Origin of the sequence: Legionella drozanskii LLAP-1, from assembly GCF_001467585.1 — a bacterium.
Taxonomy (GTDB): Bacteria; Pseudomonadota; Gammaproteobacteria; order Legionellales; family Legionellaceae; genus Tatlockia; species Tatlockia drozanskii.
The window spans coordinates 22,655-35,828 of the sequence record NZ_LNXY01000028.1; the positions used below are offsets into that span (position 1 = coordinate 22,655).

Consider the following 13,174-nt stretch of genomic DNA (forward strand, 5'->3'; position numbering starts at 1 on the left):
CGATTAGTGCGTTGGTTTCTTGGCCAAGTTGGGTCAATTGTTCTTCGGATATATCAAGCTCTTCTGTAATTAGAATAAACCGACCTATCGCTTGATGTAGAAGCGATTCAGAGGGTAATTTATTTCTAGCTTTCAATAATGGGGCTCGAAGTTTCTCTTGCTTAGGCTGAATAGCTAGTGATTCAAGTTGATGTGTTAGTTCTGCTAAATCGTCATTATCTTGGGCTGCAAAACTAGTATGCCCTGCAAGACCTTCAATATTTGCATCCTCAAGTCGAGACTGTAGATCTGAATAGATTAAGGAGATAAGCTGCTTCGCATCTTCTTTGCATTGATCTTTTTTTGTTCCCACTAAAACTATGGGAGCATAATGATTATGTTCTCTAAACTCGCTAATCTCTTTTTCTATTTGCTGCGCGTCATAAGACTCTGACAAATCAACGCAATAGAGAATCATATCTGCTGAGCTATAAAAGACAGAAGCTAGAGTTTTGTGAAACTTATTAATAGTCCATATCTCCCATTGAGCTGAAGAAGCAAATTCAGCAGGAGCCGGATCTGAGTTAACTTTGGATAAGTTAACGGGAGTTTTAGGACGAGTCATCCGCTCAGTAAGTGTTGTTTTACCCGAGTTTCTGTTACCAAGAACAACAAGTTGGATAGGCATAATTCTACTCTAAAAGTGTAACTTGCTCGATTATAATACATTTTGTATTAATAAAATAGTGGGTTGAGCCTTGGCTGACATTTCTACCTTCAAAAGTATCGCAATGTTGCTTCATCACCGCGATATTTTCGATTGAAGAGTCGATATTTCAAATATCTGCTGCAAGGCTATTTGTTGCTGCCGTTGTCAGCTCATCGATTGCTCGCGAACCAACTGAGGGTTCTTTAAAGATACCAAAGGCAGTTAAACCTCCTATTAATGCACCACAACCCCCACTAACAGTGAGTAAAGTGACAGCAGCGGCAGTGCCTGTCGAAATACCGGTCAGCAAGGCGAACGGTCCTGACCACGAACCTAATGCGCAACCTACAGCAAAGCCTATGGCAAACACAAAAAGAGTGACAAGAACTGCTGCCACAATACCCTCAATGGCATTGGTTACTTTTGAGGGTTGGTCATTTAAAATTAAATGGCAGTTTTTATTAAACGTTTCGATAGCCAAACCTTTAGCTGTAAAATCCTTATTTTGAAGATCATAGATTAGTGCGTTGGTTTCTTGGCCAAGTTGGGTAAATTGTTCTTCGGATAAATCAAGCTCTTCTGTAATTAGAATAAACCGATCTATCGCTTGATATAGAAGTGATTCAGGGGGTAATTTATTTCTAGCTTTCAATAGAAGATGGGCTCGAGGCCTCTCTTGTTTAACCTGAATAGCTAGTGATACAAGTTGATTTGTTAGTTCTGCTAAATCCTCATTATCTTGGGCTGCAAAACTAGTATGCCCTGCAAGACCTTTAATATCTACATCTTGAAGCCGAGACTGTAAATCTGAATAGATTGAGAAGATAAGCTGCTTCTCATCCTCTTCGCATTGATCTTTTTTTGTTCCCACTAAAACTATGGGCGCATCAGGATTATGTATTCTAAACTCGCTAATCTCTTCTTCTATTTTCTGCGCGTTATAAGGTAGGGACAAATCAACGCAATAGAGAGTAATTTCTGCTGTCGTATAGTAGACGGAACCTTTCCTTTTGAGAGGCTTGTTAGCAGTCCATATGCTCCATTGGTCTGAAAAAGCATATTCAACAGAAGGTGTCGGTTGTGAGTCAACATTTGATTGTGAGGATAAGTTAATCGGAGTTTCAGGATGAGTCAGCCGCCTGGTAAGCGTTGTTTTACCCGATTTTCTGTCACCAAGAACAACAAGTTGGATAGGCATAATTCTAATCTAAAAGTACAGGTTGCGCGATTATAATGCATTATACGTTGATATAATAGTAGGTAAGGCCTTAGCCCAACCTTGTTTGAACAAGCGCGCTATAAAGGCTCCATAAACGAATGCAAATCAGGTTTTTGTTGTAAGCGGTATTGGTAAACAGCATAAAAGGCAATAATATTTTTCAAGTAATTACGGGTTTCATGCCAGGGAAGGGTGTCTATCCAAATATCCATTTCTTTGGGAGGATGATTTTTAAGCCAATAATTCACTTGCGTTGGTCCTGCATTATAAGCAGCAGCAACTAAAACGGGATGTTGATTATAACGAGTGATTAATTGTTTTAAGTAAGCGACGCCAATATTAATATTTTTTTGAGAGGAAAAAAGTTGATCTTTATGGTTGTAAGCAATTTTTTCTCGTTTTGCGACCACTGAAGCGGTGGTAGGCATAACCTGCATTAAACCTCTGGCTCCGGCAGGTGACACAACGTCTTCGCGAAATCCACTTTCCTGACGAATAATGGCATAGATCAATTCTGGTGGAACCTGATAATTTTTTGCATATTGCTTTACTGTCTCATAATGAATAATGGGGAAACGAAGTATTAATTGATTATTCAATTCCTCGGTACTACTTAGATAGACTGATTTACCGTACCATTGAAGTCCAGTCGCCACCCAATAAATTAGAGCACTTTTTTCTTCTTTAGGAAGTTCACTAATAAAGTCATTCAACAATCTAGACGCTTGCAATGATTGCCTAGTGTAATACAGGGACTTTATAGTATCGGTAAAAGGTTGATAGGGTCTTAGTAAAGCCAAATCGTTCGCGGGTTTTTCATTTTCAAAGCTTGGTGTTTTATTCAAGCGCATACTGGCTAGAAAGCCATAGTAGTGCCTGTTTTGGGCAATGGCTTGATAGAGCATTTTTGCTTTAGCTTGCTCCCCTTTTGCTTCGAGAGCTCGTGCTAGCCAATATTGCCAGCAAGGTTTGTCTTTGTCGGGTGAATGATTCACCAAAAACTCAACCTGATCCCAATGTTGATGTTTTAGATTAAAGCGAATCTGCCAATCAAGAATGGCCTCGGTATAAAAAATAGGTTTTATCTTAGCAAACCAAAAGGGCTCATCTTCATGACCGCGCATCGCCTTATATAATACAAGTTGAATTAGGAAAGCTTGTTGTTGAGCTTCATTGAGAAATTGCTTGGTTTTGTTGTCCTGCCAATAGCGTATAGCTTGATCCATTTTTGTTGAAATCATGCGCTTTAAACCAAACAAATAAAACTGATCATGGAGCTCGCCTGGTTCGAGCTGGGCGATACGGGTTGGATTTTGATAAATAGCCACTAATAACTGCTCATCGCGATGGCGAGGTTGTTTGTATAGTTTTAATAAATAACGTGCTAGACCAAGATTACGATTTTCTAAGGCAAGGATGATTCGCAGAGTGATTAAATGTTCATCAAAATCATCCTTTTTTACCATTAAATCAAAGAGTATATTGCAGGTAGGAGGTTGCGAGTTACCCGAAAGCCATAATAATCGAGTTGCATTGAAGGCTTCTTCTGTTCTCCCTTCATTGAAATTCGCAATCTGCGCAAAACATTGCAAATTTATATCGGTTGAAGATCGATAGTATTTAGAAAAACTGGGCCAATCTTTTTGGCGAGCTAATTGATATAACCATTTTTCACGTAACTTTGTTGCTAGTGGGGTTTCACTATCAATGAAAGTAAAAAACTCAGGTCCAGGCTGTTGAGGTAGATTTTGACTCCATTGCGTATAAGCCATAAAGCGATCTAAGTAGGCCTGCCCAGAGATTGCATAAGTTATCGTAGATATGCTTAGAACCGATAGTATTAATAATATTTTTTTCATAGCCTGTTATCGACAAAGTCATCGCTCTACTTTAGGAGCAAATTTGCTCGCATGGTTTTAATCGTTTTAGCATAATCATCGCTAGAAAATATTGCAGAACCCGCGACAAACTCAGAGGCGCCTGCCCGAGCGATTTGAGCAATATTGCTCGCGCTTACTCCACCATCGACACAAATAGGCAGCTTGGCATACTTTTGTTTAATGAGCGAGATTTTATCAATGACTTCGGGTATTAAAGTTTGACCCCCAAAACCTGGATTGACCGTCATGATTAGAACAAAATCTAATCGATGAATACACCATTGAAGACAATCAATTGAGGTTGCGGGATTTAATACGAGACCCGCTTTACATCCTTGTTGACGAATCAATTGCAAGCTGCGATCCAGATGAATGGTGGCCTCTGGATGAATACTGATGCGATTAGCACCTGCTTTAGCAAATTGCACAATTAATTCATCAACTGGGCAGGTCATTAAGTGGACATCAATTACATACTGAGGAAAGCGTTTGTGCAAGGCTTGGCAAATGGGCGGGCCAAAGGTTAAATTGGGCACATAATGGTTATCCATGACATCAAAATGAATCATGTCTGCACCAGCTTCCATTACCGCAAGGACTTCATCACCCAGCTTTGTCATATCTGCTGAGAGTAATGAAGGGGCAATCAGGTATGTCATAGAGTGACCTTTATCAATCCCTAGTCAGAAAAATAATAATTAAAATTCAGGTTGATCGTATGTGTTTGCAAACGTGAATTAGTGCCTGAAAGTGATTTGGTTGTAAGATAACGATAATCCAAGCCAATGGAGAGGTCATCAGAGGTAAAATAACTGATACCTAAAATGGCTTGACCAATGGGTGAACTTTCATTGTTTCTGAAACTAATACTAAAAGCGTCTGTGAAAAGAAAAGGGACGGTAAACGAGATTGTGTTGCGCAGGTAAGAATAACCTATACCTAAACCGACATAAGGAACCCAAGTGGGGTCCATTTCTTCATCGTAAAAATCATAATAGCCATTAATAAGTCCCGCACCCAAAACTGTTTGGCCGCTCAGGCGTACTGGATTAGTAAGCGTCACATGCCTTGAAATTGAGGCACCAGCGACTTTGACCGTCGACAGGGGGGAATAATTGAATAGTAATTCACCTTCGGCACGGAAATTACAAATACGATAGCCCAGGTGTCCACTGAAATTACCACCTACCCTGTAATCCAGTGTTCCACGAGTCAAATTCGAGAATGTTGCTTGTATAATATTCGCATTAGGATTAGGCAGTCCAGCCTTATAGTTATTAATTAATGAATTGGCAACAACAGGACTAGGGTTTGGATTAATTTGATTGTTTATATTGATAAAGGGCACAGGACTAGGCGCAAAAACACTGGTGCTTGTTGTATAACTTGCACCACCCATTAGTCCCCAATACCAGCCTTCAGATGGAGTCACTGCGAAGACGGAGTTCGTAAACAATAGACTAGCTAAGGCGAATTTACTCGAACGTTTCATTTTGCTCCCTTACTTATAGTTGTATTCATTAAAGCGATACACCACACCGACACTCGCTAAATTAGCTTGTAAGACTTTACCTAGTGCCCCTATTCGCGTCGAGCCTATATAGCGATAAGCGAGATTCAGAGAATAATTTTCGGCAAAATTGTAAGTAAAACCCGCTGTTCCTTGATAAACGAACGCGCTGCTTGAGTTCGAATAGTGAAGATTTCGATAAAATGGATTTTGAAAAATAGTCGGATTAAGGACAAAATTAGGATTGTCCAAAAGGTTACGATTGCGAACTACATCGTTGCTAAAATGAATCCCAAACCAACCAAACCCGACGCCGACCCCTAGGAAAGGGGCAATACAAGGAACCATCTCAGGAAAATCATAATAAAGATTGGCTATACCGGTCACGGTGTTGGTTTGTCCATTGACATCACGAGCTCGTATTTCCCCTACTGTTGGAAGCAAAGACGGCAGAGCAAAACGAAATGCACTCACTACGGTTCGCATGTAGGTTATTTCAGCTTCATAACGCCAATAATTGGCTTGATAACCCAAACGTCCGCCGGCATTAAAACCATTGTTATAAACCCCATGAGTAAATTTAACACCGTTTTGGAATTTGCTTAAGTTGTCGGGGATATAAGTGTATCCACCAAAGAAGCTACTGTATAAGCCATCAATAGGAGTTGCGGCCGTTGCTAGACTCGATGCAAGCAACATGCTCGAAAAAAAAGCAATTCTCATGAAATACCTTGTTATTATTATTTTGCAACTCCATGTTAGCGATTTACTTTTATTTTGCAAGCAGCTTTTGTGTTTGAAACTCAGCTCTTTTCTAAAAAATTTCACTTTCCACAGTTATACCTGTCTCTTCTCTTGCGCGACTGGTTTATTATTATGCTTTTTTTACTTGAATTAATCAGATATTCGTTTAAGATGGATGAAGTTTAGGACTCACGGAGCAGGGACATGCTAACAAAACAAGAAAAAACTATTGATAAAATAGAAGAAAAAAAAGAAAGAATTATTGATAATTTAAAAGGTTTTGCTAAAGATTTTGTTAATTGTATTGCAAATGCATCATTCGATGTGCCATTAGAAGATGAGGCTCTGGACGCAAGTCAAAGCTCAGAACAACAAAAAGTTACGACTACTGAAGAAGCCACCAAAGACGGTAACTCAACTCAAGAAAAAGCCCCTGAAACTGTAAATAAACAAGAAAATCCCGGTGAATCTTACTCTTACGTTTGGTCTTGGTTATCAAGTCTAGTGGGTTATGGTTCGCCTACACCACCCAGTTCACCCGATAAAGTGCAAGCTCATAGCAATAAAGCGGTTGAAAAAAAAGCTGAGAGTAGTTTTAAGGAGCTGAATAAAGACAGTAGGGCCTTAATAAAAGTATTTGAAATGGCAAATAGGAAATATAGCAATGAGGATTCCTATTTTTGGTTGATATCCAGATTTTTTCGTCACCGCTCATTTGAAAAAACAATTAATGACTTAAAAAGTTTTCCAGATCCGATTTTAAGACTGCAAGCTTTCTATCTATTTATTTCTGAAGAAGGCGGAACTTGGCATATCGGTTCTGCGAATACCGCTATATATATTTCTGCAATTAGAGCAATATTGGGTTATGAAAATGATGAGCAATCGGTTTCTGATGAGTTTATTCATGGAGTAATCATCCCTAACCTAAGACCGTTGGTCAATCTTGAAATCATTGCTCGCATTGAAGAAAGAGCTGAGTTTTTAAGACAAAAAGAAGAAGAAAGAAGAAAGGTTGAAGAAAATTGTCGAGCTTATCTCAATCAAGCGGCGGAAATCGAATTATTTGATGACGCAGAGCTAGCTAAAAAAGAAGCAGTCGATAGCCCTGCAAAACAAGTATTTCATTTATCGGCAAGAAAGTTAACCCTTAAAGAACTGGAATTAAAACAGAAAAGGACAAAGACCAAAATCGACGAAAATGAACTGGTTTGGCAATTCACTTGGTATGATTTTACTGGCAATCCCAATTTTCTTGAAATGACACCTGGATTAGAAAATTTATTAACTTCGTTTCAATTGGTCGAAACTCCGAAAGAGGATGAAGATTCGGAAAGAACTTCGCCGGTTGAGATCAAACTTAAACTAGCAGAATTTTCACGATTAGAAAAAGAATATGAAGAAAGAACCAATGTTGTACTAGAACCTTCTGCTGAAGAGCTTGAAGACTTAAAATCAAGCTATGCTATCACTAAAAAAGATAAACAATATCAACTGACTTGGTATGATAATCAAGGTAATCAAGTTCCACTAACGATAGGTCATCACTATTTGTTAGCCAATTGGCTTGCCTCTAAAGAAAATTTGACAAAGGAAGATTTGCCGGTTCTTAAAATATATTTGCAACCTCAATTTGCTAACCCGCAATTAAGTATCAAAATGTGTTGCAGCCAATTGGCCGAAGAGCATCTTACACGAACTAAAGTGCTCATTAACCCAACCTCAAGAGAGCTCGAATACCTAAGCTTAACTTATGTGCTAACCCAACAAGATGAGCAATACCAATTGACTTGGTATGATAGCTTTAGCAAAGCGCATCCCGTTAATTTAGAACGATATGAATCTTTTTCAAAATGGCTGAAAACTAAAGCAGCGTTCACCAATGAGGATATGCTTAAGCTGCGAACTTATCTACAACATGTCAAAATGCGTAATGAGGTTAACCAAACGGCCCAAAAAAGCTTGGGAAGAGAAATACTTGTAAAAAAAGGAGTTACATTAATCTGTACTGATAATTTGCAAGGAATTCCTCCCTATAAACTGTCTGCTGGAATCTATATCCTTACGCGTACCCCTGATCCAAAAACAGGCGAATGGATTTTATATCAAAGACAAAAAGGGGGGGTGAATATACCTGTTAATATCAATGATGAAGGGGGCAAGGATTGGGATAACTTTCATAGCTTTTTAACTGAAAAACAAACCCCTTTTTCTGCAGCGCAATTGACCTCAAGCGATCAAATAGAATTAAAGAACAAGATCATGGCCGCTATGCCTATGCCAAAAGAAACAAATCTCTGTGCTGCTGTCGAAGAATTTAATGTAAAAGAAGCTCGTAAATTTCCTTCTTGTACTTTTGTTGTGACAAAGAAAGATTCAGAATGGCAACTATTTTATATTGACACCTTGCAACATGCTGTGTCTGTAACGGTGTCTAGCGATAAATTACCCCAGGTCTATGCACTATTTAATCAATGGAAGGATGACCCTCAATCATTAACCGATATACAGTTAAAAGAACTATCTAACCAGCTAATTGATTATAAACCGGCTAATCAAATAATATTGTCTAAATTTTCTCTGATTGCTAAGTGCGTAGCAGGCCATAAAATATTCATGCCTGAACCAGGAAGAATAAATCTTAGCGATTTTGCAAATATCACCAAACTTTACGGGGAACGGCCTGTTTTAAAACCAGAAAATCACGCCTCTACGAACCCAACTACTGAGGAGCCTTCTGCTCATCAAACAGTTTATAATTCCTAATTATCTATAAGCTGAGTCTAAAAGAGTGCTCTTATTAGTCTCAAAAAAGAGTTTCTTCTCTCTGACTCAGTTCTTTTTTTCTTTTTTAATTGTTTTTTCTTTATACTATCCTGTCCATTTTTTGAATTTTTTCTTCCCTTTTTTCTCGTTGATAGACGGCTGAATGAGGTAAATAAAATCGGGGATAATTGGATACCTTTTCTTTTGGATTTTCCCATTTAAATACTTTATGACCAGAGGAATCGTAGTAATTATTACCAAAAATAGCTTTTGCCAATTTGCGCAAAGAAGCTCTGGACAAATCAACGTCTAATTTATTAATAATATAAAATAAAATTTCGGGTGGTAAATTAAAAAAAGGACTGCCAGATTGCCCTCTACCTTGAGCAATTACACAAATAGTGAGCACCAATTGATTCACTTTGTTTTTAAAATTAGTTTTTACTTTTTCATCAAGTTTTTTTATGGTCAAATAACTGTATTTATTGCCCTCTATACTGATTTCATCTAAATAGGAGTTTTGTAAAAATGCTTGAATTCCTTTATCAGTTATATTGTTTTTTCTAAGATTTAAGTGATTCACTCGTAGATATTGAGCTAATAGGCAAGCTCCTTCATCATCGATTAGGTTAGATGCTAAATTTAATTGCTTTAATTGGTTGTTAGTTTGGAGAGCTTTTATTAATAATATAAGGTCTTTTGAGTTTATTTGATGATTACTTAAGTCCAAGGCGCTCAGAGTACTATCATTTTTTGCTAATCTATCTAAAATATTCTGTTCAATTGGCATGCTAAATTAACCATATAATCCATTATGTTGGATTAAATATCATACTTTTTTTTTAACTAATAGTACAGACTATGACACCTGCAAAATAATAAAAACAAAGAAATTATAATCGCTTGGACAATAACTATTTGAAATAGAAAACAAAATATTTATTCACGCTAAAATAGTTGAAAAAAACAGCGGATAAAAAGATGTCTATAATATTACTAATTAGTCTATTTTGGATAGTCCCATATGTTTACTTCTTTTTTTAGATTTACCCCAAAAAAGAAAAGTAATAAATCGAATCAACCTTTCTCTTTTGAGAAACAAAAACAGCAATTTGATCAAGATAAATCTCTATTAAAGAAATCTGTAGTTAACCAAATCATGGAGAGGGTAAAACAACACCCTGAAGTACCTCCATTTTGTTTGCAGGCAACACTTCAAATACCATTTAAAGTTTTATACGATGGAACAGATTATTATGTTCTATCTAACATTGTATTGGGTGAAGGAGGAGAGGGTGTAGTCATGGCGGCAGCGCATTTTTCTGAAGGCAAAACACCTCAATGGGTTGCCATTAAAGAATGCTTTCCCGCAAACAGAGAAATTCGCGACATGGTTTCTCTTTGTATGACTAATGAAGAACAATTTATTGGTCAGTATGAAGATGAATTAAAAATATTATATATGGATGAGTATCCAGCTGCAGACTATGATGTGGAACCTCAGGAATTAGTCAATTTTTTTAAAGATAAAAAATTACCTGCTCTTCTGAGTTCAATAAAAGAGATAGCGCTGAGTAATGCCCAAAAAAATAAGGCCATTATGGATGATCTTGCCTTAGATTCTTCCATTTTAGTGACCAATGAATTTGTCTATTATGCGATGCCTCTACTTCGTGGAAATGATTTACTTCTATTAAGCGGTGGAACCAAGGAAGATGCGACGGAATTTTTGGAGAATTTGGCGAGTCAAATTGACAGGCCTAATGCTCAAGAAAAATGTGGTCCTTTTGTGACAGGTTATGCTCGCGTGATTGGCGGCATTCTTGAGCAAGTATCCAACTTTCATAAAAAAAATTATTTGCACCGCGATATCAAACCACAAAACTTTATGCTACTTGAGACAGGTGAAATCCAGTTAATCGACTTTGGTTCATCGCTTAGCATGGATGATAAAAACCCGCTAGCCTATAGTGGGACAGCTGGATACAAATCGCCGCAGCAACAGTGGCTTGCTGAACATCATGATGAGCCCTATCATTATTCAAAAGCTGATGATATTTACAGCCTAGGTGTAACCTTAAATAACAATCTTCACGTTCAGCTCTTAATTGATATTATTTTTGAATTATATCCTCAAGAACTGTCTGCGCAATTTAAGGGGATGCAAGAGGCATTGGCTGATTTAAGTGATGAAGACCCTGAACTTCGGATCAAAGCAATGAGCTATCTCGAAGAACAATATAGCCATTTTATCCAATTGCTTGAATTAAGACAGGGATTGCTATTAATCCATGATGATAATCTTCATCATTTAATTAAACACATCGATCAATATCGAGTTGCTTATTACGAAAGTAGTAAATTGATTCCGCTGGATGAAATTCTTTTACAAATTGATGGACTTAAACTCCCGTCCCAATTTGTTCACGGCTTGCTGATGAGTGATGCAAGTAGTGAAGACATTGCTAATAATTTGTTATTAATAAGGCAGCAATTCGAAAAAAATCCCTCCATTAAAGCGGAGGAGGTAGTCGATATGATAACTCAACAGGAACAGCCTTCTATTTCTCCTTCTAATATCTGAAGCATCGGCGCTAAAATCCAGAGGTAATCGGATATCGCCAATCGCGTCCAAAAGCGCGAGAACTGATTTTAATTCCAGGTGCTGCTTGGCGACGTTTGTATTCGTTGCGTTGAATGAGACGGACTACTTGTTGAACCGTTTCGGGATGATAACCTTTGCGAATTATATCAGCCGCAGACAAGTCATTTTCCATATAATCTTTTATCATAGCATCTAAAACCGCATACTCGGGTAGACTATCTTGATCGGTTTGATTGGCACGTAGTTCGGCGGAGGGCGCTCGTTGAATGACGCGTTCAGGAATGACTGGTGTTAAACGATTACGGTAGTTCGCTAAGGCATAAACTTGGGTTTTTAACACATCTTTTAATACTGAAAAACCACCTGCCATATCGCCATAAATAGTGGCATACCCCACAGCAGTTTCGCTTTTATTCGAAGTGGTTAATACAAGTTTACCGCTCTTGTTGGATAAAGCCATCAACAGCATGCCACGGATGCGTGCTTGTAAATTTTCCTCCGTGACGTCCGGTGCTAAGCCTTGAAAAGAAGGAGCTAAGCTACCAATAAAACGATCAAAAATCGGCTCAATGGCAATTACTGTGCTTTTCACACCCATGGTTTTAATTTGTGATTCTGCATCTATAAGGCTGATATCAGCCGTATATTGTGAAGGCATCATGACGGCTTCAACTCTTGAAGAACCTAAAGCATCAACTGCAATGGCTAAAGTGAGGGCCGAATCAATTCCCCCGGATAAACCAATGAGCACACCAGAAAAACGGTTTTTCTCAATATAATCGCGTGTACCACAGACGAGTGCTTCATAGATTAATTTTGGTTCTTCGTAGCTTGGAACAATTTCAGAGCTTAGTTTTTGACCATCAAGGAGGATAGTTTGAAGATGCTCTTGAAAGGCTGGTGCTCGGGCACACAAAGTTCCACTACGATCAAAGGCCAAAGACTGGCCATCAAAAACCAATTCATCTTGACCACCAACCTGATTGACATAAATAACAGCCACGCCCTGTTGTGCATAGCTACGCACTAAATCTTCCCGTAATTTTGGTTTATTATAAACAAACGGTGAAGCATTGATGCAAATAATCCCATCCACGCCTGTAGCAATCGTGCGGTTCACAGGTCCTTTTTCCCAAATATCTTCACAGATGCAAAGTCCTAAACGATAACCTTTAACTTCAAAAATGCAGGTTTCCGTAGGCCCGGGAATAAAATAGCGTGCTTCATCAAACACGCCGTAATTAGGTAAGACTTGTTTCCGATAAACTGCCCGTTGAGAAGCCTGATAAAAAACAGTTGCGGCATTATAGCAATCCTTACCCACGAGATGAGGATGACCCACAATGACATGGCAATCGCCAGTGTTCTCTTGAATAGTCAGTAAAGCTTCTTTGACTCTTTGATGTAATTCATCACGAAAAAGTAGATCTTCCGGAGGATAGCCTGTCACAGCTAACTCGGGGAAAACAATAACCTCATGTTCTTGCTGATGTTGCTGAATAATTGTAATAATTTTATGTGTATTGGCTTCTATAGCCCCCACTGTTGGGTTAATTTGAGCCATAAGTATTTTTAAGGGATGCATAGAGTTAACACTAATCTCATTAAAATAAGTTCAGAATAATACCTATACTTGTCAACTTTCGCCATTTTTATAATGAGTAATCCATTCTGTTCCTCTCCCGCGACAGAAATTAGAACGATAGGAGGATAATCTTCAGGGAAGAGGGTCGGGGGAAGAGGGGGGCGGCTACTGGCCTAG

At 38.3% G+C, this 13,174-nt stretch carries 10 protein-coding genes; 2 read left to right on the forward strand and 8 right to left on the reverse strand.

Translation table 11 applies throughout. The annotated features are described in order from the left end of the window. The 6 genes from Ldro_RS12705 to Ldro_RS12730 all read right to left on the reverse strand — a co-directional run. Positions 1 to 667, reverse strand: a 667-nt coding sequence (locus Ldro_RS12705) for a Rab family GTPase (protein WP_157066490.1), incomplete at its 3' end; no start/stop codon positions are given. A 148-nt stretch (positions 668 to 815) separates the two neighbouring features. After that, entirely contained in the window at positions 816 to 1,886 is a 1,071-nt protein-coding gene (locus tag Ldro_RS12710) for a Rab family GTPase (RefSeq protein WP_058496803.1), read from the reverse strand. Positions 1,887 to 1,984: 98 nt separating this feature from the next. Then, on the reverse strand, positions 1,985 to 3,766 hold the full coding sequence (locus Ldro_RS12715) for a lytic transglycosylase domain-containing protein (RefSeq protein ID WP_058496804.1): 1,782 nt from the start codon (positions 3,764 to 3,766) through the stop codon (positions 1,985 to 1,987). 26 nt (positions 3,767 to 3,792) lie between these two features. After that, on the reverse strand, positions 3,793 to 4,446 hold the full coding sequence (rpe, locus tag Ldro_RS12720) for a ribulose-phosphate 3-epimerase (protein WP_058496805.1): 654 nt from the start codon (positions 4,444 to 4,446) through the stop codon (positions 3,793 to 3,795). Between the two features lie 20 nt (positions 4,447 to 4,466). Next, entirely contained in the window at positions 4,467 to 5,279 is an 813-nt protein-coding gene (locus Ldro_RS12725; protein WP_058496806.1) for an outer membrane protein, read from the reverse strand. Between the two features lie 9 nt (positions 5,280 to 5,288). After that, positions 5,289 to 6,020 carry an outer membrane protein gene (locus tag Ldro_RS12730; protein ID WP_058496807.1) on the reverse strand — a complete coding sequence of 244 codons (732 nt, stop codon included), beginning with the start codon at positions 6,018 to 6,020 and terminating at the stop codon, positions 5,289 to 5,291. Between the two features lie 225 nt (positions 6,021 to 6,245). On the opposite strand from Ldro_RS12730, the gene Ldro_RS12740 reads away from it, so the two are divergent. After that, positions 6,246 to 8,807, forward strand: coding sequence for a hypothetical protein (locus tag Ldro_RS12740; RefSeq protein WP_058496809.1), 2,562 nt, complete (start codon positions 6,246 to 6,248; stop codon positions 8,805 to 8,807). 100 nt (positions 8,808 to 8,907) lie between these two features. On the opposite strand, the gene Ldro_RS12745 is transcribed toward Ldro_RS12740, so the two are convergent. Continuing rightward, positions 8,908 to 9,597 (reverse strand): leucine-rich repeat domain-containing protein, encoded by a 690-nt coding sequence (locus Ldro_RS12745; protein WP_058496810.1) that lies wholly within the window; start codon positions 9,595 to 9,597, stop codon positions 8,908 to 8,910. A gap of 234 nt (positions 9,598 to 9,831) precedes the next feature. On the opposite strand from Ldro_RS12745, the gene Ldro_RS12750 reads away from it, so the two are divergent. Continuing rightward, positions 9,832 to 11,391, forward strand: coding sequence for a protein kinase domain-containing protein (locus Ldro_RS12750; protein WP_058496811.1), 1,560 nt, complete (start codon positions 9,832 to 9,834; stop codon positions 11,389 to 11,391). A gap of 10 nt (positions 11,392 to 11,401) precedes the next feature. Here Ldro_RS12750 and Ldro_RS12755 read toward each other — a convergent pair whose 3' ends face one another. Then, a complete protein-coding gene (locus Ldro_RS12755) occupies positions 11,402 to 12,997 on the reverse strand; it encodes an NAD+ synthase (RefSeq protein WP_058496812.1) in 1,596 nt (531 codons plus the stop codon). Positions 12,998 to 13,174 lie beyond the last annotated feature (177 nt).

Excerpts from the sequence above, each read along its gene's own strand:
- Ldro_RS12730 (WP_058496807.1), bottom strand. The coding sequence starts at position 6,020 with ATGAGAATTGCTTTTTTTTCGAGCATGTTGCTTGCATCGAGTCTAGCA.
- Ldro_RS12740 (WP_058496809.1), top strand. The coding sequence starts at position 6,246 with ATGCTAACAAAACAAGAAAAAACTATTGATAAAATAGAAGAAAAAAAA.
- Ldro_RS12745 (WP_058496810.1), bottom strand. The coding sequence starts at position 9,597 with ATGCCAATTGAACAGAATATTTTAGATAGATTAGCAAAAAATGATAGT.
- Ldro_RS12710 (WP_058496803.1), bottom strand. The coding sequence starts at position 1,886 with ATGCCTATCCAACTTGTTGTTCTTGGTGACAGAAAATCGGGTAAAACA.
- Ldro_RS12725 (WP_058496806.1), bottom strand. The coding sequence starts at position 5,279 with ATGAAACGTTCGAGTAAATTCGCCTTAGCTAGTCTATTGTTTACGAAC.
- Ldro_RS12755 (WP_058496812.1), bottom strand. The coding sequence starts at position 12,997 with ATGCATCCCTTAAAAATACTTATGGCTCAAATTAACCCAACAGTGGGG.
- Ldro_RS12715 (WP_058496804.1), bottom strand. The coding sequence starts at position 3,766 with ATGAAAAAAATATTATTAATACTATCGGTTCTAAGCATATCTACGATA.
- rpe (WP_058496805.1), bottom strand. The coding sequence starts at position 4,446 with ATGACATACCTGATTGCCCCTTCATTACTCTCAGCAGATATGACAAAG.
- Ldro_RS12750 (WP_058496811.1), top strand. The coding sequence starts at position 9,832 with ATGTTTACTTCTTTTTTTAGATTTACCCCAAAAAAGAAAAGTAATAAA.